Origin of the sequence: Lysobacter arenosi (genome assembly GCF_016613475.2) — a bacterium.
In the GTDB taxonomy this organism is placed as follows: Bacteria; Pseudomonadota; Gammaproteobacteria; order Xanthomonadales; family Xanthomonadaceae; genus Lysobacter_J; species Lysobacter_J arenosi.
The window spans coordinates 3,299,233-3,325,540 of sequence record NZ_CP071517.1; the positions used below are offsets into that span (position 1 = coordinate 3,299,233).

Genomic DNA, 26,308 nt, shown 5'->3' on the forward strand with positions numbered 1-26,308 from the left:
CTTCGACTTGCACAATCAGCCATTCGTCGACACAAGCTCGTGCGCCGTGCTGTTTCGTGGTGGCGCAATCGGGAGCGATGAACAGTTCCTTAAGATTGATTTTGCGACGTGGAAGTAATGTGAAACTTGTCACGCGCTCGTTAAGGATGCGCGGGAGCGCTGCCGCGGTGGGTGATATGCCGCACTCAGAAATGTGAAGCACCGGGCCTGACAACAAACACGCAAGTAAAAAATGCGGCCCGCTTCACGCGGGCCGCAGTGATGACTGCATGAAGCCTGGTGCGTCAGGTCCCCGAGGACGCCTCCTTCATCTTTTCCAGAACACCGTCGAGACTGAAGCTGGCCGCCTTCTGCCTTGGCGGGAATTCCTTGAAGGTCATCAGGAACTCCTGGACGATGGCCTGCGCCGGCACGAGCAGGTAGATGTGCCGGAACATCCAGTCGTAGAACGTGTTCGAGGTGATCTCGGCGCGTTCGTAGGGATCCATGCGCAGATTGAAGATGTATGGCGTGCGCAGTACCACGAACGGTTCCTGCCAGATCTTGAGCGTGCCCCTGACGCGCTGCTCCATGAACAACATCTTCCAGTTGTCGTAACGCAGGGCGGCAACATCGCCTTCATCGGTGAAGTAGATGAAGCCTGGCCGCGGGCTCTTCTTTTCCTTGCCGGTCAGATAGGGCAACAGGTTGTAGCCGTCGAGGTGGACCTTGAAGGTCTTGTCGCCAGCCTTGTGACCCTTCTTCAGCTTCTCCTTGATGTCGGGTTCGCCGGCCAGCGCGAGGATGGTGGGGAACCAGTCGAGGTGGCTGACGATCTCGTTGGATTCCTGTCCCGCGGCGATCTTGCCGGGGAACCTCACCATGCACGGGATGCGGTAGGCGCCTTCCCAGCTCGAATTCTTCTCGTTGCGGAACGGCGTGGTGCCCGCGTCCGGCCAGGTGTTCATGTGCGGGCCGTTGTCGGTGCTGTACTGCACGAAGGTGTTGTCGGCGATGCCGAGTTCGTCGAGGAGGTCGAGCATCTCGCCGATGCACTTGTCATGGTCGATCATCACGTCGTGGTACTCGGACTGCCAGCGACCCGACTGCCCGCGACTCTCCGGCTTCACATGCGTCCATGCGTGCATGTGCGACGTATTGAACCAGACGAAGAACGGCTCGCCCGCTTCGTGCGCGGCCTTGATGAACTTCTTGGCCGCAGCCATGAACTCGTCGTCGCACGTCTCCATCCGCTTGCGTGTCAACGGCCCGGTGTTCTCGATCTTCTGCCCACCCTTGCCGTCGGCCCAGCAATGCAGCACGCCGCGCGGACCGAACTTCTTCTTGAAGTCGGGGAAGTCCTTCGCGTTGGGATAGTCAACCTCTTCCGGCTCTTCTTCGGCGTTGAGGTGATAGAGATTGCCGAAGAACTCGTCGAAGCCGTGCATGGTCGGCAGGTGTTCGTCGCGATCGCCCAGGTGGTTCTTGCCGAACTGGCCGGTCCGGTAGCCCAGTGGTTTCAGCGCTTCGGCGACGGTGATGTCTTCAGCCTTCAGGCCAAGCTCGGCGCCGGGCAAGCCCACTTTGGTCAGGCCCGTGCGCAGGCCGCACTGGCCGGTAATGAATGACGCCCTTCCCGCAGTGCAGCTTTGCTCCGCGTAGGAATCAGTGAATATCACGCCTTCCTTCGCGATCCGGTCAATGTTGGGTGTTCGATAGCCCATCACCCCTTTCGTGTAGCAACTCAGGTTCGCCTGGCCGATGTCGTCGCCCCACATGATCAGTACGTTGGGACGTGCAGTGCCTTTTTCTGCACCTTTCTCGGCCTTTCCTGCTGCTGGCTTTGCGGCCATCGCCTTTCTCCGGGGACGCCGCGGGGAGGGCGGCGGGGGATTGTTGTCCCGCGCCGGTTAAAGCGGTGTGGCGATACGACCGGCATCGCAGGGGCGTCACCAACCTGAAGTGCGCTTGGCGTTGCCACGCCCGGCGACTTCACGCCATTACCACTTTGCCCGGCCGATGCTTGCGCGATTGTACTCGCGTGGCCTATCAGGAGCTGTCATGGACGTTCCCGCACCGCCACAGCTTCCGGCGGACATCGCCTCCGAGATCGATGGCAAACCCGACGTCGCAACCTCGTCGACGCGGCTGTCGATCTATCGCACGCGCCTTTCGGTATACCGCACGCAGGTCTCGAACCTGCGCTCGCATCTGGCCAACGAACGCACCCATCTGAGCTACCTGCGCACGACCGTGTCGCTGGTCGGATTCGGCATCACCCTCAACCGCTTCAGCCTGTACCTGGTCCAGCAGAAGGAGCTCTCGGAACAACACACCCGACATTTCCTGCGCGATGCCGGCAACGCCGGCCTGGGCATGGTCGTGCTGGGACTGCTGCTGCTGATGTGGTCGATCTACCGGTACTGGGCCGTCAGCAGGGACATCGAGCGCGGCCAGTACGTCTCCCATCAAAAGGGAACGATCGGCGCCAGCGTCGGGCTGCTCTTGCTGGGCGGCCTGACCGCCGTCTGGCTCTTCGTACGGTGAGGTGACGTGATGCTCCAGCAGGTCCAGCATGAAACGGTCTATGTCCTCACGACAGGCAACGTGATGCTGTTGTTCTTCATCATGCTGGGTCCGGTGAAGATCCTGGCGCCCTTCCATCGAGCGACTGCGACGATGGAACCAAAGGCCGTGCGAAGGATGGCGATCAAGGTCGCGCTGATCAGCGCAGGCACGTTGCTGATTGCCGGGTTGATCGGCAGCGCGATGATGCAGAAGTGGCGGATCACCATTCCGGTGATGGAGCTGACCGGCGGCATCGTCTTCCTGCTGGTTGCACTGAAGCAGGTGCTGGAGCAGTACGGCGATCCGGCCCCGCCCCCGGATTCCGAGCCGCGGCTCATGCATCTGGTCTTTCCGGTGGTCGTCACGCCTTATGGCATCGCTGCGCTGATCGCGCTGATGGCGCTCAGCAGCGACACCGCGCGCTCGACGACGCTGCTCGCCGGCGTGATGGCGGTGATGGCGATCAACCTGGTGGCGATGATGTTCGTGCGCCAGGTCATGCGCGGCGTCGGACCGCTGCTGCTGCAGATCTTCGGCGCGGTGCTGGCGGTTCAGCAGGTGGCGCTGGCGCTGCAGCTGGTCGTGGTGGCCTTGAAGGGGATGGGGGTCGGGTGATCGTCACGGCGCAGGTGGCGCGTCGTTGTCCGATCCCTCCGCGTCTTCCTGGATCTGGCGCTGCGCGTCCTCCTTGGCGTCGTTGCGCGAGAGTCGCGCCCGCTCGTGTGGCGCCAAGGTCGCCTGCGCCTCGGCGGGATGGGAGGCGGTACCGGAGCGCTTTCCGTGCATCGCCTCGACAGCGTCGGTGCCCTTCAGGTCGAACATGCTTCGCAGGTGTACTTCCAATTGCGGCAGCGAGTTGGCAATGCCGTACTTGCGCAGGGAGGTATCCAGCTCCCACATGTAAGCCGCCCGGATCGCGGCGTTCCGGCGCGCGGCGGCTTCCGTCAACCAGACTGCCAGGACGAAATCCGAGGAGCTGTCGCCAAACTTCTCCAGCCACACCTAGGGTTGCTTGTGCCCTTCCATCGCCAAAGTGAACGGGACGTTTGACGCTGCCTCCAGCGCGGCTTTCTTGACCAGCTCCTTGTCGACATCGGGTCCCACCGAGAACGTCACGCGGATGCGCCGGTTCTCCGAACCGTGCGTCCAATTGATCAGGCGCTTGGTGACGAACTCGGAGTTCGGCACCAGTACGTCGATGTTGTCGTTTGTCGTGATCCGCGTGGAGCGGATGTTGATCGAGCGCACGATGCCGCGTATGTCGCCTTCAAGTGCGACGAAGTCGCCGATCTTGAGGGAACGGTCGAACAGCAGGATCAGTCCGGAGATGAAGTTGCTGAAGATGGCCTGCAGGCCGAACCCAAGTCCCACGCCGAGCGCGCCACCAAACAATGCAAGCTCGCTTAGCGGAATGCCCGCCAGGCGAAGCGCCACCAGGGCGGCGATGACGAAGAACGTGTACCGCAGCAGGCGGGAAAGGGTATACAGCGACGCTTGATCAACGTCCTCGTGACCCGTGGCGTAACGCCGCAACAGCGCCTGCAGCACGGCCGACAGTGCGAGGATGGCCGCGACCGCGACGATGGCGGAGACGGCGTCGCCAATCGAGACCGTCCAGCCGAATGTGTCGAGCGGCTCGTGGGCGAGAAGTTTGCGAAGTTTGCCCGGTTCGCCTGGCGATGCGGCGCGAGCCATGGTGAGGGCGCTGGCCTGGATATCCACTGGACAGTACTCCGCTGGAGTTGACATTCTGCGCCCACCCAAGCGGTCAGAATCTTCACGTCCCATTCGCGCTGAAGACCTAGCGTGGCGGACATTGGCGCTACTCTGGCGCCAAGAAGGTCCGACCTCTTCAGCCTGGTGCCCGTCGCTATGCCCACAAATCCACGTCCTGCCTCAAGTGTCCTGCTGCTCGAGGACGACGCCGAGTTGCGGGAGGATGTGCTGTTGCCGGGGCTGGCCGACTACGGTTTCTCGGTGGTCGGCGTCGATACCGCGGCCGCGCTCTACGACATGTTGCGCAACCAGGGCTTCGACGCCGTTGTCCTGGACGTCGGCCTTCCCGACGCGGACGGCTTCAGCGTGGCGCAAGCAGTGCGCGCAATGGTCCCCGGGATTGGCATCGTCATGCTGACCGGCCAGGGCAATGTCGCCGACCAGGTGCGTGGACTGAACCAGGGTGCGGACGCTTACCTTGTGAAGCCGGCGCAAGTCGAGGTTCTCGCGGCCACGCTGCACAGCGTGCTGCGCCGACTGCGTGGCAGTGAGAAGCCCAAGCTGGACCCGCGGTGGCAGATCGATACCGGGCAATGGTGCCTGGTGTCGCCCCAGGGCCGGTCGGTGCCGTTGACCAAGACCGAACAGCGACTGATCACGCGCCTTGCCGGGACCCTGGGTCAACTGGTGACGCGGGACGAGCTTGTCCTTGCGGTCGCTGACAACGTGCACGAGTTCGATCCCCACCGCATCGAGATGGTCATTCACCGATTGCGCCGCAAGGTTCTCAGCCGCTGCGGCGAAGCGCTGCCGCTGGTCGCGGTGCATGGCCAGGGCTATGTGCTGCACGACGAGCCGCAGCCGGACGCCTGATCGCAGCCTTCAGCCCTCTGGCGAACCGCTGTCCGGCTCGACCTCGGGCAGGCGGATGTGGAACACGCTGCCTTGGCCGGGCACGCTTTCCACAGAGATCTCGCCGCCCGAGGCCAGGATCATGTCGTGGATCACGGCCAGCCCCAGGCCAGTTCCGCCGCTGTCGGTCTTGGTGCTGAAGAACGGGTCGAAGATCTTCTCGCGGGTCTGGGCGTCCATGCCGTGGCCCGTGTCGGACAGAAGCAGGCGAGTACCGCCGGAAGCATCGGTGGCTAGGTCAACTCGAAACGTTCCCCCGTCGGGCATCGCGTCACGCGCGTTGGCGGCAATGTTGATGACCATCAATTCGAACTCGCTGCGGTCGACGCGCACGGGATGCGCATGCAGGTTGTCCGGCAACTCCACGCGAACCGAGGCAGGGAACAACTGCCGCAGCATGGGGCGCATGCCGACGACGGCCTGGGCGGCATCGAAGACCTTGACCCGTGCGAGATCGTGGCGACTGAACGACAGCAACTTGCGGGTGATCGCCGTGCCGCGCTCTGCTGCAGTGTCGATGCCGTCCAGGGCTTTCGCGATCGCGGCCTCCTGCAGGTCGCGACGCTCGATGTCGAGGATGCGGTCGCGCTGACCGGCATAGCCGCGGATCAGACTGAGGATGTTGCCGAAATCGTGGGCAATGCCACTGGCAAGGCGGCCGGTTGCCTCCAGCTTCTGCGCGTGAATCAGCCGGGTTTGCGCCTTTTCGCGGGCCTGCATCTCGAGCTGCAGGTTGCGTCCGCGTTGGTCGGATTCCGCCATGGTCTCGCGCAATGCATTGGCGGCCCTGTCGATGATCACGGCGATTACGAACTGCATGGCGACCGCTGTCAGAAGGTTGGCGAATGATGCGTCGACCTGCTCGGTCCGCAGCAGGTCGACGACGAACCCGCTCGCATTGATCACCTGCAAGCTGGCGAAGATCGCCCATAGCGCGCGCCGTCCGAGCATGAGGCCGGCAATGGCCAGGACCATGAACGGCTCGACGTCTCCTCGCGAACTCATCTCCCGGAAGCCGGCATCGAGGGTTTCAACCACCATGCCGGCCAGCACGGCGGCGAGACCCAAGCGGACCGCGAGGCCGAAGCGGCCGCGGCGGATCAGGGCGACGCAGGCCAGTTGCACAGTGGCTATCACCAGCGATGTGGCGAGCGAGATCAGGCCACCGCGCGGCATGCCCGCGTACGCGATGTGGAATGCCCACATCGCGGGCACCGTGATACCCAGGAACAGGAAAAGCGCCTGCATGACGGGCGCATTGCGCCGATCGACCGGGTCGTCGATGGGGACGTCGCTCAGCCAGTGCACGAATGGATGCCAGAACTTCACGTCAGGCCCTGAAAAAAAGTGATGGGACGCGCGCTGGGAGATTAGCGCTGCAGCGTTCGGCGCGTGCCGGCGGGCCGCAGGCACAGGTGAGCAATTGGTGAGCATGCGGTGAAAGGTGCGTGCGTGACAACGCTTGCACCGTTCCTTAGGTTCTCGAACTCGGCAGCCGGCCCAGGACGACGAAGTCAACCCCTGCCGGCAGGGGATTCTTGAGGGGCGCTCGCGTGGACGCAGCGACACCCTTCGCCACTTCGCTAAGCAGTACTGGGGAACCGTAGAGATGAACAAGCGTAAGCAGATCCTTGGCGCCAGCGCACTCGCTGCCGCCGTCATGGCGGCCATGTCCGCGCTGGCCGCCAGCTACGACGCCAAGGGCACGCTTGCGCCGGCTGCCAGGACCACCGAATCGACCGGCGCTGCGGGCGCAGCGATCGCCGCGACCGGGTCGATCCGGACTCTGGGTGGGTCCCTGTCGACGGCGTCGGAGCAGGGCCAGTTCGACCGTTTCATCGTGCGCTACAAGGACGACGCGGTTGCGTCTCGCAGCCAGGCGGCCGTGCTCGGCGCGTTCAACGCCAGCGCCCAGCGCGCAGGCGTGGCCGGCGTGAGGGTCGGTGCCAACGGCGTCGCCACCGCCATGACCGCGAAGTACGTGCGCAAGATGAGCGTGGGCGCCGACGTGATCCAGCTTTCGCGCGCCCTCGACGCAGTCGAGGCCAACGTCCTGCTCGAGCAGCTGCGTGCCGATCCGGCAGTGGCCTACGCGGAACCGGACCTGCTCATGCAGGAGTACGCCGACTTCGTGCCCGACGACACCCACTACGGCACGCTGCAGTGGCACTACTACAACACCAGCGGTGCGACGCTGCCGACCAGCGCCGGCGGCATCAACCTGCCCAAGGCGTGGGGCAGCAACATCGCCACCAACGGCGCCGGCGTGGTCGTGGGCGTCCTCGATACCGGCTACGTCGACCATGCCGACCTCAACGCCAACATCGTGCCTGGCTACGACTTCATCAGCGCCTATACCGCCACACCGACTCCCAACAACCCGGACATGGCCGGTGACGGCGACGGACGCGACGCCGATGCCCACGATGCGGGCAGCTGGGTCACCGCCGGCCAGTGCGGCAGCGGCTCGGCACCGAGCAACTCCAGCTGGCACGGCACCCATGTCGCCGGCACAATCGCCGCGGTCACCAACAACGGTGTCGGCGTGGCGGGCGTGGCTTACAACGCCAAGGTCATGCCGGTGCGCGTGCTCGGCCATTGCGGTGGACTGACCTCCGACATCGCCGACGCAGTGACGTGGGCCTCCGGCGGCAGCGTCCCCGGCATCCCCGACAACGCCAACCCGGTCGAAGTCATCAACATGAGCCTGGGTGGCTCGGGCACGTGCGCCGCCAGCTCGGCGATGCAGCTGGCGGTCAACGGCGCGGTCTCGCGCGGTGTGTCGGTCATCGTGGCGGCCGGCAACAATGGCAGCAATGCCGCCAGCTTCAGCCCCGCTTCGTGCGCGGGGGTGATCACGGTGGGCGCTACCGGCGTCGACGGTTCCAAGGCGTTCTACTCCAATTACGGCCTGAACGTCGCCCTGTCGGCGCCGGGCGGCGGTGCCATCGCCAGCAGCGATGCCCTCGACGCCAGCAATGTCATCTGGTCGACGCTCAACAGCGGCACCACCACGCCGGTGGCCAGCCCGGCCGGTGACCTCTACGCCGGTTACGTCGGCACCTCGATGGCGGCCCCGCACGTGGCCGGCGTTGTCGCGCTGATGCAGAGCGCGGCAGTCGCCGCGGGCCGGCCCGCGCTGACCCCGGCGCTGGTGCGCCAGGTACTGTTGAGGACGGCGCGCGCCTTCCCGACGCAAGTGTTGCCGCCCACCAACACGCCGATCGGCGTCGGCATCGTCGATGCGAACGCCGCGGTGACCATGGCCAAGTCCGCGGTCACGCCGGATCCGGCGATCACGCTGGCCAACCGCACGGCCCGGCAGATCACGAGCACCAGCAAGAACCCGATCTACAACACGACCGCGGGTAGCAGCAACCTGTTCGTGCTCAACAGCGTGCCGGCGGGCAAGGCCAGTCTCAACATCCGCACCTATGGCGGCGTCAACAGCCCGGCGGCAGGTGTAACCAGTGACGTGGCGTTGTACGTCAAGCGCGGCGCGGCGCCGACCACCACGGACTTCGACTTCAGTTCCGTCCGGGCCGGCACTGCCGAGTCGGTGATGATCACCGAGCCCGACGCAGGCAACTACTACGTGCTGGTGGTCAACACCAAGGCCTCGACCGACGAGTACGTCCTGGCCGCGTACTGATCGGCTCATCCGGGCCCGGAAGTCACCGGGCCAACCACACATTCGCGACAACGTCCACGGACGCCCGCTGATCCGGGCATCCGAGGGCGGATATTCGGCTGATCAAAGGATTCATTGTGAACAAGATCTACAGCAAGGTTTGGAACAAGGCGCTGGGCCAGATGGTCGTGGCCTCCGAGTTGGCCAGCAGCGACACGGTCGGCGTGGTTACGGGTGCCAGGCGTTTGTCGCCGGCGCGTCATCCGCTGGGCATGGCGCTGGCCCTCGTGTTGATCAGCGCAACGTCGCTGGTCGCACACGCCGGCGAGGGCATCCATGTCAATGACGGTTCCGACGCGGACTGTGTGGCAGTGCCGGACGACACCAGCGGCGCCGTGCTCGCCATTTCCGACGCCGCGCGCTGCGGCACGTCCGACGCAGACACGCAAACCGACCGCGTGCTGTTCCATGGCGATGGTGCCGGTGCCAACTCGCTCAGCCTGGGCGGCGCTCTCAGTGTCAACAGTGGCCGCATCAACCTGGGTGGCGGCGCTAGTGGCGACATGATGCTTGGCGATGCGTCGACCACGGCCACCGGCGGCAACGCCGTGGCCATCGGTTCGTCGGCGTTTGCCGGCAACAGCAACGCGATTGCGGTGGGTACCGTTGCGACCGCGACCGGCCTGGGCGCCATCAGCGTCGGCGACAACAGCTTCGCGCTGGCCGACAACGCCCTCGCCGCCGGCGTCAACAGCGTCGCGGTCGGCACCGAAAGCAATGCGGTCGGCTACAACAGCAACGCACTGGGCAACAACAGCACGGCCGTGGGCAGCTTCAGTTTCGCGATGGGCGATGGCAGCACCGCCACCGGTTACACCGCCAGTGCGCTCGGCCTCAACAGCACGGCCAATGGTTACGGCGCCGCGGCAGGTGGCAGCTACGACGTGGCGATCGGCCACAACGCCACGACCGATGCGTATGGCTGGAACGTCGCCATCGGCGGCAACAGCTACGCACTGGCGAACGGCGTCTCTGTCGGCTTCCGCTCGTCGGCCAATGGCGGCAGCGCCATCGCCGTCGGCTTCACCACCAACGCCTACGGTGCATATGCCACCGCCATGGGCGCCTTCGCCAACGCCGGCGATGGTTACGCGACCGCGCTGGGCAACGGTGCACGGGCCATGAAGTGGCAAGCCGTTGCGGTGGGGTCGTCCGCCAGCGCGACCGGGTATGGCAGTGTGGCCGTGGGCCCGTATGCATCAGCGTCGGGCGGCAACGCGCTGGCCGTGGGTGGCTCAAGCGCCGCCAGTGGCAATCAGTCCATCGCCATCGGCGTCGACAGCCTGCAATCGGCGTCCGTCGTGGGTGCGATGGCCGAGGGTTCAGAGAGCCTGGCCATTGGCTCCGAAGCCCGGGCCAGCGGCGACAGCAGCGTGGGGCTTGGTGCCCACGCCTGGGGTGGCAACGAGTTCGCCACCGCGGTGGGCGCGGAAAGCTGGGCGACCGGCGCGGCCGCCACTTCGCTGGGCTACAACAGTTATGGCTTCGGAGACAACGCGCTTGCCATCGGCGCCAACGCCTGGGCGATGGCACTCAACAGCACGGCGCTGGGTTCCGAGACCTCGGCCACGGCAGAGAACAGCGTGGCGATCGGCCACGGCTCGGCCACCGGAGATCGCGTCGATACGGTCTCGATGGGCGCGGCACAGACGTGGACCGACGACTACGGTTTGGTCCATGCGGCGATCGACCGTCAGGTCACCAACGTTGCCGCAGGCACCGAGGCGACCGATGCGGTCAACAAGGCGCAGCTGGATGAAGTGGCCGACGGCATCGCCGACGCCAACGACTACTTTGCCGCCACCGGTAGCGGCGACGGCAGCGATGTGGCCGTCGCCACCGGCGATCACGCCACCGCAGCTGGCGCATTCAGCACGGCGACCGGGGTGGAGAGCAGCGCGTTCGGCTTCCAGAGCAGCGCGTGGGGCGATTACGCGACCGCGGCCGGCAGCGGCAGCCTCGCCCTGGGCACATACAGCACCGCGGTCGGCACCGCCTCCACGGCGGTCGGCGACTACAGCACCGCGCACGGCTTCCAGGCGCAGGCGCTGGATGTAGGCGCGACTGCGATGGGCTCCGGTTCGGAGGCCAACAAGTACGGCAGCACGGCGATCGGCACCGATTCGGTGTCCTCCGGTCGCCTGTCGAGTGCGTTTGGCGCGCTGGCCACGGCGACCGGCGAATCCGGCATCGCGATGGGCGTCAACAGCAATGCCTCCGGCAGCTTCGGTAGCATCGCGATGGGTTACGGTGCCGCATCTTCGGGCAATCGCACCGTCGCCATCGGTGCGAGCAGCATGGCGACGGGTAATTTCGGCGTTGCCATCGGCGAAGCCAGCAATGCCACCGGACTGCATTCGCTCGCACTGGGCGGCAAGTCGCACCCCAGCCTCTTTGGCGCACCGCGTGCGACCCAGGCACTCGGCCAGAACTCGATGGCTGTCGGAGCAGGCGCGTACACCGAGGGCAGGAATGCCATCACGATCGGCCCGGGCACCACATGGGGCGAGAACTCCATTGCGGTGGGCCTGAAAGCCTTCGGTCAGTTCAAGGACTCGGTGGCGCTTGGCCCCAATGCGCGCAGCATCCACGAAGGTTCGGTCGCGCTCGGCGCCGGATCGCAGACCAACCGGCTGGGCAGCATTGCGATCGGCAATTCGACCACCGGCCTGACCCGCCAGATCACTGGTGTCGCGGCCGGCACCGAGGCGACCGATGCCGTCAACAAGGCGCAGCTCGATGCCATCGCCACGACCGTTGGTGGCGTCGCTGCGAACGCGGTCGGCTACGACGGCGCGAGCAAGGATCTGGTCACCCTCGGTGGCGCCGCGGGCACCAGCATCGCCAACCTGAAGGCCGGCACCAACGCGATGGACGCGGTGAACTTCGCGCAGTTGTCGTCGCTCGCCGCGGCACTCGGCGGCGGCGCAGCCTTCGACGGCAATGGCCTGATGGTCGCACCCGCCTACACGATCCAGGGTGGCGCTCATGGCGATATCGGCTCGGCGTTCGGCGCGATCGACAGCACGCTGAGCGGCATCATCGGCCGACTTGGCACGCTCGAGCAGACGCCGGGCGTGGGCATGCCGGTCGGCAGCGGTGACGGCCTGGCCATTGGCGATGGCAGCCATGCGCAGGGCGCAAGCGACAGCGCGTACGGCAACGGCGCCACCGTCGCCGCCGACGGCAGCACCGCGGTGGGCAGCAACGCCACGATCAGCGTCGAGGCAACCAACGCCGTCGCTGTCGGCGCCGACAGCAGCGTCACCGCCGCATCGGGCACGGCGCTGGGCCAGGGCGCGTCGGTCAGTGCCGACAACGCGGTCGCGATCGGCCGTGGTTCGGTGGCCGACCAGGCCAACACCGTGTCGATGGGCAGCGCGGGCAGCGAACGTCGCGTGACCAACGTCGCCGCCGGCACCGCCGCGACCGATGCCGCCAACGTGCAGCAGATGCAGGACGGTGACGCGGCAGCGGTGGCCTCGGCCAACGCCTACACCGACACCACCGCGACGCAGACGTTGACGCGCGCCAACAGCTACACCGACAGCAGGCTGCAGGCGTTGGACGACAACTTCAGCAACCTCAGCAACGAGATCGGCCTGCGCCTGGGCAAGCAGGACGAGCGCATCGACCGCCAGGGTGCGATGAGCTCGGCCATGATGAACATGTCGATCAACGCCGCCAACTCGCGCAGCCAGCGCGGCCGCGTGGCGGTGGGTGCCGGCTGGCAGAACGGCGAAAGCGCGCTGTCGGTGGGCTACTCCAAGGCAGTCGGCGAGCGCGCCTCGTTCTCCATCGGTGGTGCCTTCAGCAGCGACGAAAGCTCCGCCGGCGTGGGCTTCGGCATCGATCTGTAAGTCGCATTCCGTCGGCAGCGCGTGAGCCTGCCGACGGACCTCTTGCGGCCAATTCGAATTCAGAAATGCAGGCGAAGCGGCAGGGCAGCGCCACAGCCCGCTTCGCCCCTTCACCATCTTCGGGAGTAGGAACACATGAGCAAGCAAACGCGCGTCATCGGCGCCAGCATCCTCGGCACCGCCATCGTGGCGGCGCTGTCGGCCTTCGCTGCCGGCCACATCGGCGAAGGCGGCACCGCGTTGACCCAGGCCAAGGTTGCTGCGATCAACACCGCCGCGACCGGCACCGGCGCGGACGCATCCCCGGCAAGCAGCACGCACCTGACCACGCTGCTGCCAGCCGCACCGGCGGCGCAGGCAGGTTTCGATCGCTTCATCATCAAATACAAGGATGACGCCGTGGCCGCTCGCAGCCGCACGGCGATGATCGGCGCGATGGGCAATGCTGTTGCCCGCGCAGGCATCCGCGCCGCTGCCGGTGGGGCCGTGGAGGTCAGGCACCTGCGCCGCATGGGCGTGGGCGCCGACGTGGTCAAACTCGGACGTGCACTCGACCGCGTCGAGACCGAAACCCTGTTGGCGCTGCTGCGTTCGGATCCGTCGGTGCAGTACGCGCAGCCCGACCTGCGCCTGCAGCGACTGGACTTCGTGCCCGATGACACCCGTTACGAGCTGCAGTGGCACTACCTCGACAATGCTGCCGGCATCCGCGCGCCGAAGGCGTGGGACCTCTCGCGGGGCGCAGGCATCAAGGTGGCAGTGCTCGATACCGGCTACCTGGACCACCAGGACCTGGGTGCGAACATCGTTCCCGGCTACGACTTCATCAGCGATGTTGCGATCGCCAACGACGGCGACGGCCGTGACGCCGACGCACACGATCCGGGCGACTGGGAAGGCAGTGAGCGCAGTTCCTTCCACGGCACCCACGTGGCCGGCACCATCGCTGCGGTGACCAACAACGCCAAGGGGCTGGCCGGCGTCGCCTTCGATGCCAAGGTCATGCCGGTGCGCGTGCTCGGCACCGGCGGCGGTGACCTTTCCGACATCGCCGATGCGATCACCTGGGCGTCGGGCGGTGCAGTCGATGGCATGGAGGTCAATGCCGATCCGGCCGAGGTCATCAACATGAGCCTGGGTGGTGCTGGAACCTGTTCCAGTACCCCTGCGCTGCAGGCGGCGATCGATGGCGCGATCTCGCGCGGCGTCACGGTGGTTGTCGCCGCCGGCAACAACGGCGCCGATGCCGCCAACTTCACCCCGGCCAGCTGCCCCGGCGTGATCACGGTCGGCGCCCATGGTAGCAACGGCGCCCGTTCGTACTTCTCCAACTACGGCAACACCGTGACGCTGTCGGCACCAGGTGGCGACGCCAGCGGCAGTGCCGATGCGAACGACCGCTGGATCTGGTCGTTGGGTAACAGCGGCACCACCACGCCGGTCGCCAGCCCGGACGGTGACCGCGTCGTCGGCATGATCGGCACGTCGATGGCCAGCCCGCACATTGCCGGCGTGGTCGCGTTGATGCAGACCGCCGCCGTCGCCGCGGGCCAGCCGGCACTCACGCCGGCGCAGGTGCGTTACATCCTGCGCAAGACCGCACGCCCGTTCGTTGTCGCGCCCCCGGCAAGCACGCCGATGGGCGCGGGCATGGTCGACGCCACGGCCGCCGTCCTGGCTGCGCGGACACCGGTGCCGACCAATCCGAGCACGCTGCTGACCAATCGCGTTGCATTGAACGGCCTGGCAGGTGCGATCGGTGAGGGGCTGATGTTCGAGGTCACCTTGCCGGCCGGTCGCCCGAGCCTGAACCTGCGCACTTACGGTGGTAGCGGTGACGTGACCCTGTACGTCTCTCCCGAGATCAAGCCGAGCACGGTCCTGTACGACCGCAAGTCGGACAAGTTCGGCAACGGCGAGGCGGTGGTCTACTCCTACCCGCAGGCCGGCACGTACTACGTGTACGTGGTCGGCGCCAAGGCGTTTGCCGGCGTCTCTGTGATGGCGACCTACTAGCAACAGCAAAAGGGGCGGGGATCGTTCCCCGCCTCGGGACTCGTGGGCCGAGGTCGGCCCACGACGTAAGTTGCATCGGCGCAGCTCACGTCAGCTCCGGCGCCTTCGTTTCGATCGCCTCCTCCGGGTGAGAGGCGGCCTCGAGATCACCGTCTCTTCCACGGCACGTCCTCACGCTGGGCAGTCGCACACTCCGACGATGGGGCGCGAATGCGATGGGGAGTCGATGGGAAGTCGGAGGTAGAGGGGAATGTCGCGAATGGGCGCAATGCTCATCGCTGGAGATGAAGTCGACGTCGATGACGTTGACGTGCTCACCACCAAGACCGTCGACAATCCCGCGCCGGACGTCAGTGCGCCGAGTAGCGGGCAACCCCGTCACATGCAGCGGCGCAGCGTGCCCGCCTGCCGCACTGACGGTCTCCAGCCTGTTGTCGGGGGTGACCCTGGCAACCCTCGCCCCGGCGGCGCCGGACAACACTGCAACGTTTACGTTCACCTGCAATGTGCCCTAGCGGGCACATTCACCGTCCCCTTTCCCTGGCCGCCGAGGCGACCAGGGAAGAGCAGTGCCTTGTTAGTCGCCCAGCGTCAGCAGCGACGCATTGCCGCCGGCCGCCGTCGTGTTGACGGTGATCGTCTTCTCGGTGGTGAAGCGCGGCAGGTAGTGCGGGCCGCCGGCCTTGGGGCCGGTGCCGGACAGGTTCTGGCCGCCGAAGGGCTGCACGCCGACGACCGCGCCGATCTGGTTGCGGTTGACGTAGCAGTTGCCCACCTTCACCCGCGCGCTGATCTTCTCGATCGTCTCGTCGATGCGCGAGTGGATGCCCAGCGTGAGGCCGTAGCCGGTCGCGTTGATCGCGTCGATCACGGCATCGAGCTGATCGGCCTTCCAGCGGATCACGTGCAGCACCGGGCCGAAGACTTCCTTGTGCAGCTGGTCCAGCGACTTCAGCGCATACGCACGCGGGGCGAAGAAGCTGCCGTGCGCGGCGTCGGCGTCGATGGCCACTTCGCCGATCCTGGTCGCTTCCACGTCCATGCGCGCGGCATGGTCGACCAGCATCTTCAGTGCGTCCTCGTCGATCACCGGGCCGACGTCTGTCGACAGCAGGCCCGGGTCACCGACCTTGAGCTCGGCCATCGCGCCGGCCAGCATCGAGGTGACCTTGTCGGCGATGTCGTCCTGCACGAACAGCACGCGCGCTGCCGAGCAGCGCTGGCCGGCCGAGGTGAAGGCCGAGCCGATCGCATCCTTGACCACCTGTTCCGGCAGCGACGACGAGTCGGCGATCAGTGCGTTCTGGCCACCGGTCTCGGCGATCAGCACGCCGATCGCGGCGTCGCGCGCGGCCAGTGCACGGTTGATCGCACGCGCGGTGTCGGTCGAGCCGGTGAAGGCGACGCCGGCGATGCGCGGATCACGCGTGAGCGCGGCGCCGACGGTGGCGCCGTCGCCCGGCAGGAACTGCAGCACGGCCTCGGGGACGCCGGCTTCGTGCAGCAGCTTCACGGCGTAGTAGCCGATCAGGTTGGTCTGTTCGGCCGGCTTGGCGATGACGGTGTTGCCGGCGGCGAGCGCGGCGGCAATCTGGCCGGCGAAGATCGCCAGCGGGAAGTTCCACGGGCTGATGCAGACGAACACGCCGCGGCCGGACAGCTGCAGCGTGTTGGACTCGCCGGTCGGGCCCGGCAGCGCTTCCACCGCGAACAGCTTGCGTGCCTGGCCACCGTAGTAGCGCAGGAAGTCGACTGCCTCGCGCACTTCGGCGACGCCGTCGGGCAGGGTCTTGCCGGCTTCCTTGGTGCACAGCGCCAGGTACTGCGGCATGCGCTGCTCGAGCAGGTCGGCGGCGTACTCGAGGATCGTGGCGCGGCTGGCGGCCGGCAGGGTGTTCCAGGCGTCCTGGGCGGCGACGGCGTTCTTCAGCGCCAGCTCGACCGTGGCGGCGTCGGCGGCCTGCCACTGGCCGACGGTCTCGCGACGGTCGGCCGGGTTGGTCACGGCAATGCTCGGGCCGCTGACAGTCGCGCCCGGCACGAGCGGAGTGGCGCGCCAGTCGCTGCGCGTGGCCTGGTTGACCTGCTCGGCGAGTGCGCGCAGTTGATCGTCGTTGGCGAAGTTGATGCCCATGGAATTGGTCCTGTCGATGCCGAAGCTGCGGTACAGATCGACCGGCTGCGGGATGCGCGGGTGCGCGATGGATTCGAATGCGGAAACGGTGGCGACCGGATCGTGGATGAGGTCATCGATGGCGATGTCCTCGTCGGTGATGCGGTTGACGAAGCTGGAGTTGGCGCCGTTCTCGAGCAGGCGGCGCACCAGGTACGGCAGCAGGTCCTCATGGCTGCCGACCGGCGCGTACACGCGGCACGGTACGTCCAGGCGCTCGGCCGGGATCACTTCGGCGTAGAGGTCGTCGCCCATGCCGTGCAGCTTCTGGAACTCGAAGTGCTTGGCACGGCCCATCGACTTGGCGCGCTGGTGGATCGTGGCGATGGTCTGCGCGTTGTGGGTGGCGAACATCGGGTAGATGGCGTCGCCGGCCTCGAGCATGCGGCGCGCGTTGGCCAGGTAGCTGACGTCGGTGTTGGGCTTGCGCGTGAACACCGGGTAGCCGGACTGGCCGTCGACCTGGGCGCGCTTGACCTCGCTGTCCCAGTACGCGCCCTTGACCAGGCGCACCGGGATGCGACGGCCGTGGCGGCGGGCGAGGTCGGCGATGAAGGCGATCACTTCCGGCGCGCGCTTCTGGTAGGCCTGGATCGCCAGGCCGTAGCCTTCCCAGCCGTTGAGCGAGGCGTCGGCGTAGGCGCCGGCGATCACGTCCAGCGACAGTTCGAGGCGGTCGGCTTCCTCGGCGTCGATGGTGAAGCCGATGCCGTACGACTTGGCCAGCTGCGCCAGCTCGAGCACGCGCGGGGTGAGCTCGGCGAACACGCGTTCGCGCTTGGCGTGCTCGTAGCGCGGGTGCAGCGCCGACAGCTTGACCGAGATCGAAGGTGCGGCGAACACATCGGTGCCGATGAAGTTTCCGCTCTTGCCGATCGCGTGGATCGCATCGCGGTACGCCTGCAGGTAGCGCAGCGCGTCCTTGGTGGTCAGCGCGCCTTCGCCGAGCATGTCGAAGGAATAGCGGTAGCTGGCGTTGGCGCCCTTGGTCGAACGCGCCAGCGCTTCGCCGATCGTCCGGCCCATCACGAACTGGTGGCCCATGATCTTCATCGCCTGGCGCACGGCCAGGCGGATGACCGGCTCGCCGACGCGACCGAGCAGGCGCTTGAAGGCGCCGTGCACGTCGCGCTTGGTCTCGTCGTTGAGGTCGACCAGGTGCCCGGTGAGCATCAGGCCCCAGGTGGAGGCGTTGACCAGCACCGAGTCGGACTGGCCCATGTGCCGCTTCCAGTCGGCATCGCCGAGCTTGTCGCGGATCAGCTTGTCGGCGGTGTCCTGGTCCGGAATGCGCAGCAGCGCCTCGGCGACGCACATCAGCAGCACGCCTTCCTCGCTGCCCAGGTCGTACTGGCGCATGAAGGCTTCGATCGCGCCCTGGTCCTTGGCGCGGGCACGCACGCGCTGAACGATGCCGGCGGCGGTGGCCTGGGCGGCCTCGCGCTCGGCGTCGGGCAGGCGCGCCAGTTCGAGCAGGTCGCGCACGTGCGCGGCCTCGTCGCGGACCCAGCCGGCGGTGATCGCGGCACGGGGGGCGGCCGGCGCGGGCGGGAGTTCGGGGCTGAGCAGGGTTCGCGTCGGCGGCGGGCTGTCGCTGGCGACGGCGGGGGAAGCGTTGATGGTCATCGGGCCCGGGGAGACTGCCGTGGGAAGCCCGATAGTTTAGAGGCTATGGATGTCTCTGGCCTGTGCGCCGGGGGCCGGAACGGGGTCGCGGGCACGGGCAGGGCGACGTCCCTGGATCCCCGCCTTCGCGGGGATGACGGTGAGGGGGTGGGGAGGCGGAAGCTCCTGGGGGGCGGCGGGGCTATGCCCCGCGAGTCCAAAAGGCCCTCAAGCGTGGCAAAGAGCCGTTTTTGCAAGGTCTGTGAGCACCATCATGCGTCGCGCGGGTTGCCGCAACAGTGGTCGGCGGCTACCATTTCTCGGTTATCCGTAGCGCTATGGGGCTGTCCGCCCCGGCGTGATGGGCCCCGAATCAGTGTCCAGGGGCTCGCCAGCCACCTCCGTCCGGACGGTCCCCGCGGGTTGCGCGGCCGGTGCCGGGAGAGGCAGCCCGCGGAGCACGACAAGCAGCCTTGCTCGGTTGCCTGCTCGGTTATTACTTACCTAGGTTTGATATTTTCTGGGGCTCGAACAGATGAAAGTCGGTCGTTTCAAGCAGTGGGCAGCGGGCATCGCCGCGATGGCGCTGCCGGTCCTTGCGTTTGCGCAGGCGGCCGACCCTAAGCGGTGGCAGCTGAACATGGGCAAGGGCGTCACCGCCCAGTCCGTCAATGCCTACGAGGCCCACATGCTCGCGCTGTGGATCTGCGTGGTCATCGGCATCCTGGTGTTCGGCGCGATGGCCGTGGCCATGTTCAAGTTCCGCCACTCCAAGGGTGCGGTGCCGGACAAGGATTTCACCCACTCGACCAGGCTCGAGATCATCTGGACCGTGGTCCCGGTGGTGCTGCTGGTGGCCATGGCGTTCCCGGCGACCAGCAAGCTGATCAAGATGTACGACACCCGCAATGCCGAGATGACCGTCAAGGTCACCGGCTACCAGTGGATGTGGAAGTACGAGTACCTGGGCGAGAACGTGGCCTTCACCAGCCGCCTGGACCGCAAGAGCGACGAGATCCGCCAGAGCAAGGCCATCCCGGACGCCGCCCAGAACCCGCACTATCTGCTCGACGTCGACAACGTCCTGGTGCTGCCGACCGAGACCAAGATCCGCTTCGTGATCACCGCCGACGACGTGATCCACGCCTGGTGGGTGCCGGCCCTGGGCTGGAAGCAGGATGCGATCCCGGGCATCGTCAACGAGGCCTGGACCGACATCAAGGAGCCGGGCATCTACCGCGGCCAGTGCGCCGAGCTGTGCGGCAAGGACCATGGCTTCATGCCGATCGTGGTCAAGGCCGTGCCGAAGGCGGAGTACCAGCAGTGGCTGGCGTCCGAGAAGGCCAAGAACGCCCCGGCCCCGGCACCGGCGCCCGCCGCTCCCGCCGAGCCTGCCGCTGCCCCGGCCGAACAGCCGCAGCCGGAAGGCACCACCCCGAACACCGAAGCCGTCGCCGCTGTCGCGGTTGCGGGCTGATCGGCCCGCGGCATTTAGTCAAGAATTCTCTGAGGTAGGCCATGGCCGTCACGCACGCTGACACCCATCACGATGATCACGCCCACAAGCAGGGCTTCATCGAGCGTTGGTTCTTTTCGACCAACCACAAGGACATCGGCACGCTGTACCTGATCTTCAGCTTCATCATGTTCATCATCGGCGCGGCAATGTCGGTGGTGATCCGGACCGAGCTGGCGCATCCGGGCCTGCAGCACGTCAGTCCCGAGTTCTTCAACCAGATGACGTCGATGCACGCGCTGGTGATGATCTTCGGTGGCGTCATGCCGGCCTTCGTCGGCCTGGCCAACTGGATGATCCCGCTGCAGATCGGTGCGCCGGACATGGCGCTGCCGCGCATGAACAACTGGTCCTTCTGGATCCTGCCGTTCGCCTTCAGCCTGCTGCTGCTGACGCTGTTCCTGCCCGGCGGCGGCCCCGCCGGCGGCTGGACGCTGTACCCGCCGCTGTCGCTGCAGGGTGGCAGCAACGTCGCCTTCACCATCTTCGCCATCCACATGATGGGCATCAGCTCGATCATGGGCGCGATCAACGTGATCGCGACCGTGCTCAACATGCGCGCCCCGGGCATCGACCTGCTGAAGATGCCGATCTTCTGCTGGACCTGGCTGATCACCGCGTTCCTGCTGATCGCCGTGATGCCGGTGCTGGCTGGCGCGGTGACGATGCTGCTGACCGACAAGTTCTTCGCCACCTCGTTCTTCAACGCGGCTGGCGGCGGCGACCCGGTGATGTTCCAGCACATCTTCTGGTTCTTCGGTCACCCCGAGGTCTACATCATGATCCTGCCGGCGTTCGGCGTGGTCTCGGAGATCATCCCGACCTTCAGCCGCAAGCCGCTGTTCGGCTACCAGGCGATGGTGTACGCGACCGCCTCGATCGCCTTCCTCTCGTTCATCGTGTGGGCGCACCACATGTTCACCGTCGGCATGCCGCTCGGTGGCGAGATCTACTTCATGTTCGCCACCATGCTGATCGCGGTGCCGACGGGCGTGAAGGTGTTCAACTGGGTCACCACGATGTGGCGCGGCTCGATCTCGTTCGAGGCGCCGATGCTGTGGGCGATCTCGTTCGTGATCCTGTTCACCATCGGCGGTTTCTCGGGCCTGATGCTGGCGATCGTGCCCGCTGACTTCCAGTACCACGACACCTACTTCGTGGTGGCGCACTTCCACTACGTGCTGGTGACCGGCGCGCTGTTCTCCATCATCGCCGCCGTGTACTACTGGTGGCCGAAGTGGACCGGCCGCATGTACAACGAAGGCATGGCCAAGTTCCACTTCTGGTGGACGATGATCTTCGTCAACCTGCTGTTCTTCCCGCAGCACTTCCTGGGCCTGGCCGGCATGCCGCGCCGCATCCCGGACTACAACGTCGTGTTCGCGGACTGGAACCTGGTCAGCTCGATCGGCGCGTTCGGCATGTTCGCCACGCCGTTCATGATGGCCTTCATCCTGTGGCGCTCGAAGGCGGTTGGCGTCAAGGCCGAAGCCCGCGCCTGGCCGACCGCGCGTGGCCTGGAGTGGACCGTGCCGAGTCCGGCGCCGCACCACACCTTCACCACGCCGCCGGTCATCCGTGACGGCGACCTCGCCCACGGCGACATCACGCATTGATTGAAGTCGAAGTCATGACCCCGATCACCGACCCCGCAGACGTTGCAGCGCGCCGCAAGGCGGCGCGTCGCACCGCCATTTGGGTGGCGGTGGTCGCGGTCACGATCTATGCGCTGTTCCTGCTCAGCGGAGTGCTCGGCAAATGAGCGACGACGTGCAGCAGAAGAAGAACAGCGCCGGCCTCGCCAAGATGGTGGTCGTGGCGATCTTCGCCTTCGGCCTGACCTTCGCGCTGGTGCCGCTGTACCGCATCGCCTGCGAGAAGGTCTTCGGCATCCGCCTGGAGCGCACCGCCGCCGAAGGCGTCGCCGACGCCAAGGCGCCGGCGGCCAAGCGCGTGATCACCGTGCAGTTCGACGGTGGCGTCAACTCCAAGCTGCCGTGGGACTTCACCCCCAACCAGGTCACGATGCAGGTCGTGCCCGGCGAGCAGTACGAGACGACCTACCACGCCCGCAACACCGCGCAGCGCACCATCGTGGGCAGCGCGGTGCCCTCGGTCGCGCCGGCGCGCGCCTCGGGCTACTTCAGCAAGACCGAATGCTTCTGCTTCACCGCCCAGACGCTCCAGGCCGGTGAAGTGCGCGAGATGCCGGTGCGCTTCATCGTCGATCCGAACCTGCCGGCCGACGTGAAGACGATCACCCTCTCGTACACCTTCTTCAAGAACGACACGCTCACCGCACAGGCGCAAGGCACGGCGAAGGCCGCGACCACGCCGGCGTCGGCACCGTGACGTTGCCCCTTTCCTCGTAATCGCACCACTCAGACGGAACGCCGCCATGGCCCAAGCCCATTCGCCAGACGCCAGCCACTATTACGTGCCGCACCACAGCCGCTGGCCGTTCCTCGGTTCGATCGCGCTGTTCATCACCATGATCGGCATCGCCGCCTGGTTCTCGGAACTGGGCACCTGGGGCAAGCCGGCGTTCTTCTTCGGCCTGGCGCTGATCATCGGCGTGCTGTTCGGCTGGTTCAGCGACGTCGTGCGCGAGTCGGTGCGCGGCAACTACAACAAGCAGGTCGACACCTCGTTCCGCATGGGGATGATCTGGTTCATCTTCTCGGAAGTGATGTTCTTCGGCGCCTTCTTCGGCGCGCTGTTCTACGCCCGCCAGCTGGCAATGCCGTGGCTGGGTGGCGTCGGCGACGGCGTGATGACCAATGCGCTGCTGTGGCCGGAATTCAGCGCCGCATGGCCGAGCAACGGCCCGGGCGCGATCGGTGGCGTCTACCAGACCATCCCGGCCTGGGGCCTGCCGCTGCTCAACACCCTGATCCTGCTGACCTCGGGCATGACCGTCACCATCGCGCACCACGCGCTGAAGGCCGGCCACCGCAAGCAGCTGCTGGTGTTCCTGGGCCTGACGGTCCTGCTCGGCGCACTGTTCCTGTTCTTCCAGGCCGAGGAGTACATCCACGCCTACAAGGAACTGAACCTGACGCTGGGCTCGGGCATCTACGGTTCGACCTTCTTCATGCTCACCGGCTTCCACGGCGCGCACGTCACGCTCGGCACGATCATGCTGGCGGTGATCTGGTTCCGTTGCCTGAAGGGCCACTTCACCAAGGACCAGCACTTCGCCTTCGAGGCAGTGGCCTGGTACTGGCACTTCGTCGACGTGGTCTGGCTCGGCCTGTTCCTGTTCGTCTACGTGCTGTAAGCACCGCGACCCGGACCAGGGTTCGCAATCGGCTACAGCGGCGTCGAAAACCTGGTCCAGCAAAAAAGCGACGGCATGCCGTCGCTCTTTTGTTTTATCGGGGGCCGCTTTTTGAGCGGCCGGGTTTCAGGTAGCGCTGGCGGTCAGGGACCGCCGTGGAACTTGATCCAACCCATGTAGTTGGCCAGCACCACCAGCAGTATCAGCGCGATGGACAGCGCGATGCGGCGGGTCAGCGCATTGACGGTGCGCTTGCTCTCGCCTTTGTCCACGAGCATGTAGTAGAGACCGGCGCCCAGGTTCCAGAGAATGACGATCAGGAAGGCGATGATCACCAGGGTCTTGAGTGAATCGTTCATGGCGGCCTCCAGTCGGCTCCATGGCAGGGCGAGGCATTCATTATTGCAGCCGCGCGGAGCGAACGCGTGAGCAGGCGCCGCAACCTCGTCGTCGGCTGGGTCCTGGCCGCGCTCGTCATCGCCGGGTTCGTGCGCCTGGGCCTGTGGCAGACGCACCGCGCCGTCGAGAAGGAAGCGATGCTCGCCGCTGCCGCGCAGGTGCTCGAACGGCGCGATCCGCAGTCGCTGGCCGTCGCCGACGACATCAAACGCGCCCATGCCTACGACTGGGCGCTGGGCCGCGGCGAGTTCGACAAGCGTGACGTGCTGCTGCTGGACAACCAGCAGCGCCACGGCCAGGCCGGCGTGCGCGCCTACCGGATCTTCCTGCCCGAACACGGCGGCCCGTTGCTGGTCGACCTTGGCTGGCTGCCGTTGCCCGGCGATCGGAAGCTGCCGGCGGTGCCGCGACCGGAGGGCACGCTCGAGCTGCGCGGTCTGCTGGCGCCGCCGCCGTCGACCGGACTGGCGCTGGGACCGGCGCTGGGCCGCGACCACGCGGCGTGGCTGATGACGCGCGTCGACCTGGGCGCGATGGAGAAGGCCACCGGCCTGTCGGTGCCGCTGGCGCCGCGCGTGCTGCGCCTGGATCCGGCGATGAAGATCGGCTACGAGCGCGACCTGGAGTTGCTGCCCAACACCCTGCCACCGGAGAAACACCGCGGCTATGCCGTGCAGTGGTTCGCACTGGCCCTGGCGGTGCTCGCCACCGCATTGATCCTGACTTTCCGAAAGCGCCGCCAGGCCTGAAGGACGAAACATGCAACAAGACCTCCACGCCCACGAGCACAACCGCAAGCGCAACCGCATCGCGTTGCTGCTGATCTTCGCCCTGTTCTTCGGCACCATGCTGGTCGCCGGGCTGCTGCGCTTCTCCGGCTGGCGTCCGCAGGGCAGCAAGAACTTCGGCGAGCTGCTCAAGCCGCCGGGCGACCTGCGCGAGATATCACCGCGCCTGCTCGATGGCGGCGAGTACGTGTGGAAGAGCGGCGAGCGCACGTGGCGCATTGTGGTGGCGCCGCCGGCCGACTGCGGCGCCAAGTGCAGCAAGCTCGCCCAAGACATCGACACGGTGTGGCAGCTGTTCGGAAAGGATGCCGACGACGTGCACGTGCTGTGGTCGTGCGCCACGGTCGATTGCAAATGGCCGGCGAGCACGCCGGCACCGGCCACGCTCAAGCTGTTGCAGCCCGACTCGCGCCTGCGCGCGGGCCTGCCGCGCCTGGATGAGCGCGTGCCCGGCAAGGACGGCGATCTGCCCGTCTACGTCGTCGACCCGTACGGCTTCGTCATTCTGCGCTACCCTCCCGGCTTCGATCCGGCCGGGCTGCGCGCCGATGTCGCCAAGCTGCTCAAGCTGAAGTGATCTCATCAAGACGCCAACCATGAACCAAGCCGTGGACTCCAAGCCAGCCGACAGCCGCGCCCCGCGCGCGGTGCAGTACAGGCCGGCGACCTATCGTCACTTCCATCGAATCGCCTGGCTGGCCGTCGCGCTGGCGCTGGGCGTGATCGTGTTCGGCGCGTTCGTGCGCCTGTCCAACGCCGGCCTGAGCTGCCCGGACTGGCCGACCTGCTACGGCCGTGCCGCCTGGCCGACCGTCGCCCACGAGATCGTCGACCACGCCGCCACCGCCATCCGCCCGGTCGAAGTGCACAAGGCCTGGCGCGAGCAGTTCCACCGCATGATCGCCGGCGCGCTGGGCGTGCTGACGCTGACGCTGGCGCTGCTGGCCGCGCGCAAGCGCCGCTACGGCATCGCCCAGGTGCTGGCCGCCGCCGCGCTGGTCGCGATCGGCATCCCGATGTACATGCACGGCGAACACGTCGCCGCCTCGGTCCTGGCGATCGCCGGCGAGGCGATCCTGCTGTTTGCCGCGTTGCGCTGGAGCAACCTCGACCTGGCCCGCGTCGCCGCGATCACCCTGGCGGTGATCATCTTCCAGGCGCTGCTGGGCATGTGGACGGTGACCTGGCTGCTCAAGCCCATCGTGGTGATGGGCCACCTGCTCGGCGGCCTGCTGACGTTCTCGCTGCTGCTGTGGATGGCCTGGCGCGCCACCGACCTGCCGATCCGCCTGGCCGAAGCGGTGACGGTGCGCCGGCTGGTGATCGCCGGCATCGTGCTGCTCGGCGTGCAGATCGCGCTCGGTGGCTGGACCAGCGCCAACTACGCCGCGCTCGCCTGCGGCAACGACTTCCCGCGCTGCGTCGGCCAGTGGATGCCGGCGCATGATTTCCGCGAAGCCTTCGTGCTGTGGCGCGGCATCGGCGTCGATTACGAGGGCGGCATCCTCGACGGCGAGGCGCGCATCGCCATCCAGCTCGCGCATCGCGGCATGGCACTGGTGGTGTTCGCCTACCTGATGTGGCTGGCGTTCAAGCTGGTGCGCACGCCGGGCATGCGCGGCTGGGCGACGCTGCTGGGCCTGCTGGTGCTGGCGCAGGTCGGCCTGGGCATCGCCAACGTCAAGCTCGGCCTGCCGCTGACCGTGGCCGTGCTGCACAACGCCGGTGCGGTGTTGCTGCTGTTCGTGCTGGTCTCGCTGCTCGCGCGCCTGCGCACTCCGGAGCCGTGATGAGCGCATCCCCGT

The 26,308-nt window shown here is 66.7% G+C and carries 20 protein-coding genes; 14 read left to right on the forward strand and 6 right to left on the reverse strand.

Features of this window, described 5'->3' with window-relative positions; genetic code table 11:
- Nucleotides 1–284: 284 nt before the first annotated feature.
- The gene (locus HIV01_RS15140) at nt 285–1,832 is read right to left on the reverse strand and encodes an arylsulfatase (RefSeq protein WP_200609241.1); all 1,548 of its coding nucleotides are present in this window, start codon (nt 1,830–1,832) and stop codon (nt 285–287) included.
- A 208-nt stretch (nt 1,833–2,040) separates the two neighbouring features.
- Here HIV01_RS15140 and HIV01_RS15145 point away from each other — a divergent pair, with 208 nt between their 5' ends.
- Nucleotides 2,041–2,526 carry a DUF202 domain-containing protein gene (locus tag HIV01_RS15145; protein WP_200609239.1) on the forward strand — a complete coding sequence of 162 codons (486 nt, stop codon included), beginning with the start codon at nt 2,041–2,043 and terminating at the stop codon, nt 2,524–2,526.
- 63 nt (nt 2,527–2,589) lie between these two features.
- The gene (locus HIV01_RS15150; RefSeq protein ID WP_280633601.1) at nt 2,590–3,162 is read left to right on the forward strand and encodes a MarC family protein; all 573 of its coding nucleotides are present in this window, start codon (nt 2,590–2,592) and stop codon (nt 3,160–3,162) included.
- 3 nt (nt 3,163–3,165) lie between these two features.
- Here HIV01_RS15150 and HIV01_RS15155 read toward each other — a convergent pair whose 3' ends face one another.
- Nucleotides 3,166–3,549: a hypothetical protein gene (locus HIV01_RS15155; protein ID WP_207526999.1), complete on the reverse strand. Its 384-nt coding sequence runs from the start codon at nt 3,547–3,549 to the stop codon at nt 3,166–3,168.
- Nucleotides 3,550–4,335, reverse strand: coding sequence for a mechanosensitive ion channel family protein (locus HIV01_RS15160; protein ID WP_207527000.1), 786 nt, complete (start codon nt 4,333–4,335; stop codon nt 3,550–3,552). It lies immediately after the preceding gene.
- Between the two features lie 18 nt (nt 4,336–4,353).
- Between HIV01_RS15160 and HIV01_RS15165 the strand changes: the two genes are divergently transcribed.
- A complete protein-coding gene (locus tag HIV01_RS15165) occupies nt 4,354–5,136 on the forward strand; it encodes a response regulator transcription factor (RefSeq protein ID WP_245156828.1) in 783 nt (260 codons plus the stop codon).
- Between the two features lie 9 nt (nt 5,137–5,145).
- Here HIV01_RS15165 and HIV01_RS15170 read toward each other — a convergent pair whose 3' ends face one another.
- A complete protein-coding gene (locus HIV01_RS15170; protein WP_200609233.1) occupies nt 5,146–6,483 on the reverse strand; it encodes a sensor histidine kinase in 1,338 nt (445 codons plus the stop codon).
- A gap of 301 nt (nt 6,484–6,784) precedes the next feature.
- Between HIV01_RS15170 and HIV01_RS15175 the strand changes: the two genes are divergently transcribed.
- The 3 genes from HIV01_RS15175 to HIV01_RS15185 all read left to right on the forward strand — a co-directional run bounded on the left by HIV01_RS15175 (nt 6,785) and on the right by HIV01_RS15185 (nt 14,742).
- Entirely contained in the window at nt 6,785–8,827 is a 2,043-nt protein-coding gene (locus HIV01_RS15175) for a S8 family peptidase (protein ID WP_200609231.1), read from the forward strand.
- Nucleotides 8,828–8,943: 116 nt separating this feature from the next.
- The gene (locus HIV01_RS15180; protein ID WP_200609229.1) at nt 8,944–12,726 is read left to right on the forward strand and encodes an ESPR-type extended signal peptide-containing protein; all 3,783 of its coding nucleotides are present in this window, start codon (nt 8,944–8,946) and stop codon (nt 12,724–12,726) included.
- A 135-nt stretch (nt 12,727–12,861) separates the two neighbouring features.
- Complete coding sequence (locus HIV01_RS15185; protein WP_200609227.1) at nt 12,862–14,742, forward strand: S8 family peptidase; 1,881 nt, start codon at nt 12,862–12,864, stop codon at nt 14,740–14,742.
- 577 nt (nt 14,743–15,319) lie between these two features.
- Here the strand turns inward: HIV01_RS15185 and putA are convergent.
- Nucleotides 15,320–18,541, reverse strand: a complete 3,222-nt coding sequence (putA, locus tag HIV01_RS15190) for a bifunctional proline dehydrogenase/L-glutamate gamma-semialdehyde dehydrogenase PutA (protein WP_200609225.1) — start codon at nt 18,539–18,541, stop codon at nt 15,320–15,322.
- 514 nt (nt 18,542–19,055) lie between these two features.
- Between putA and coxB the strand changes: the two genes are divergently transcribed.
- From coxB to HIV01_RS15210, 5 genes are read left to right on the forward strand one after another with little or no spacing between them, the layout of a single operon-like run.
- Nucleotides 19,056–19,997 (forward strand): cytochrome c oxidase subunit II, encoded by a 942-nt coding sequence (gene coxB / locus HIV01_RS15195; protein WP_200609223.1) that lies wholly within the window; start codon nt 19,056–19,058, stop codon nt 19,995–19,997.
- A gap of 41 nt (nt 19,998–20,038) precedes the next feature.
- Complete coding sequence (ctaD, locus tag HIV01_RS15200; protein ID WP_200609221.1) at nt 20,039–21,652, forward strand: cytochrome c oxidase subunit I; 1,614 nt, start codon at nt 20,039–20,041, stop codon at nt 21,650–21,652.
- Nucleotides 21,653–21,666: 14 nt separating this feature from the next.
- Complete coding sequence (locus tag HIV01_RS18225; protein WP_280633569.1) at nt 21,667–21,798, forward strand: hypothetical protein; 132 nt, start codon at nt 21,667–21,669, stop codon at nt 21,796–21,798.
- On the forward strand, nt 21,795–22,388 hold the full coding sequence (locus HIV01_RS15205) for a cytochrome c oxidase assembly protein (RefSeq protein ID WP_200609219.1): 594 nt from the start codon (nt 21,795–21,797) through the stop codon (nt 22,386–22,388). The genes HIV01_RS18225 and HIV01_RS15205 overlap by 4 nt, the downstream gene beginning before the upstream one ends.
- Before the next feature lie 46 nt (nt 22,389–22,434).
- Entirely contained in the window at nt 22,435–23,316 is an 882-nt protein-coding gene (locus HIV01_RS15210; RefSeq protein ID WP_200609218.1) for a cytochrome c oxidase subunit 3, read from the forward strand.
- A 143-nt stretch (nt 23,317–23,459) separates the two neighbouring features.
- On the opposite strand, the gene HIV01_RS15215 is transcribed toward HIV01_RS15210, so the two are convergent.
- Nucleotides 23,460–23,675 carry a twin transmembrane helix small protein gene (locus HIV01_RS15215; protein WP_158732522.1) on the reverse strand — a complete coding sequence of 72 codons (216 nt, stop codon included), beginning with the start codon at nt 23,673–23,675 and terminating at the stop codon, nt 23,460–23,462.
- 66 nt (nt 23,676–23,741) lie between these two features.
- Between HIV01_RS15215 and HIV01_RS15220 the strand changes: the two genes are divergently transcribed.
- The 3 genes from HIV01_RS15220 to HIV01_RS15230 are packed head-to-tail and all read left to right on the forward strand — an operon-like array spanning nt 23,742 to nt 26,293.
- Complete coding sequence (locus tag HIV01_RS15220) at nt 23,742–24,464, forward strand: SURF1 family protein (RefSeq protein ID WP_200609216.1); 723 nt, start codon at nt 23,742–23,744, stop codon at nt 24,462–24,464.
- A gap of 10 nt (nt 24,465–24,474) precedes the next feature.
- Nucleotides 24,475–25,080 (forward strand): hypothetical protein, encoded by a 606-nt coding sequence (locus HIV01_RS15225; RefSeq protein ID WP_200609214.1) that lies wholly within the window; start codon nt 24,475–24,477, stop codon nt 25,078–25,080.
- A 19-nt stretch (nt 25,081–25,099) separates the two neighbouring features.
- Complete coding sequence (locus tag HIV01_RS15230) at nt 25,100–26,293, forward strand: COX15/CtaA family protein (protein WP_200609212.1); 1,194 nt, start codon at nt 25,100–25,102, stop codon at nt 26,291–26,293.
- The last annotated feature ends 15 nt before the right edge of the window (nt 26,294–26,308 follow it).

Coding starts and splice junctions, on each gene's coding strand:
- HIV01_RS15150 (WP_280633601.1), top strand. CDS start 2,590: ATGCTGTTGTTCTTCATCATGCTGGGTCCGGTGAAGATCCTGGCGCCC.
- ctaD (WP_200609221.1), top strand. CDS start 20,039: ATGGCCGTCACGCACGCTGACACCCATCACGATGATCACGCCCACAAG.
- HIV01_RS15210 (WP_200609218.1), top strand. CDS start 22,435: ATGGCCCAAGCCCATTCGCCAGACGCCAGCCACTATTACGTGCCGCAC.
- HIV01_RS15230 (WP_200609212.1), top strand. CDS start 25,100: ATGAACCAAGCCGTGGACTCCAAGCCAGCCGACAGCCGCGCCCCGCGC.
- HIV01_RS18225 (WP_280633569.1), top strand. CDS start 21,667: ATGACCCCGATCACCGACCCCGCAGACGTTGCAGCGCGCCGCAAGGCG.
- HIV01_RS15160 (WP_207527000.1), bottom strand. CDS start 4,335: ATGGGACGTGAAGATTCTGACCGCTTGGGTGGGCGCAGAATGTCAACT.
- HIV01_RS15205 (WP_200609219.1), top strand. CDS start 21,795: ATGAGCGACGACGTGCAGCAGAAGAAGAACAGCGCCGGCCTCGCCAAG.
- HIV01_RS15145 (WP_200609239.1), top strand. CDS start 2,041: ATGGACGTTCCCGCACCGCCACAGCTTCCGGCGGACATCGCCTCCGAG.
- HIV01_RS15215 (WP_158732522.1), bottom strand. CDS start 23,675: ATGAACGATTCACTCAAGACCCTGGTGATCATCGCCTTCCTGATCGTC.
- HIV01_RS15140 (WP_200609241.1), bottom strand. CDS start 1,832: ATGGCCGCAAAGCCAGCAGCAGGAAAGGCCGAGAAAGGTGCAGAAAAA.
- HIV01_RS15175 (WP_200609231.1), top strand. CDS start 6,785: ATGAACAAGCGTAAGCAGATCCTTGGCGCCAGCGCACTCGCTGCCGCC.
- putA (WP_200609225.1), bottom strand. CDS start 18,541: ATGACCATCAACGCTTCCCCCGCCGTCGCCAGCGACAGCCCGCCGCCG.
- HIV01_RS15225 (WP_200609214.1), top strand. CDS start 24,475: ATGCAACAAGACCTCCACGCCCACGAGCACAACCGCAAGCGCAACCGC.
- HIV01_RS15185 (WP_200609227.1), top strand. CDS start 12,862: ATGAGCAAGCAAACGCGCGTCATCGGCGCCAGCATCCTCGGCACCGCC.
- coxB (WP_200609223.1), top strand. CDS start 19,056: ATGAAAGTCGGTCGTTTCAAGCAGTGGGCAGCGGGCATCGCCGCGATG.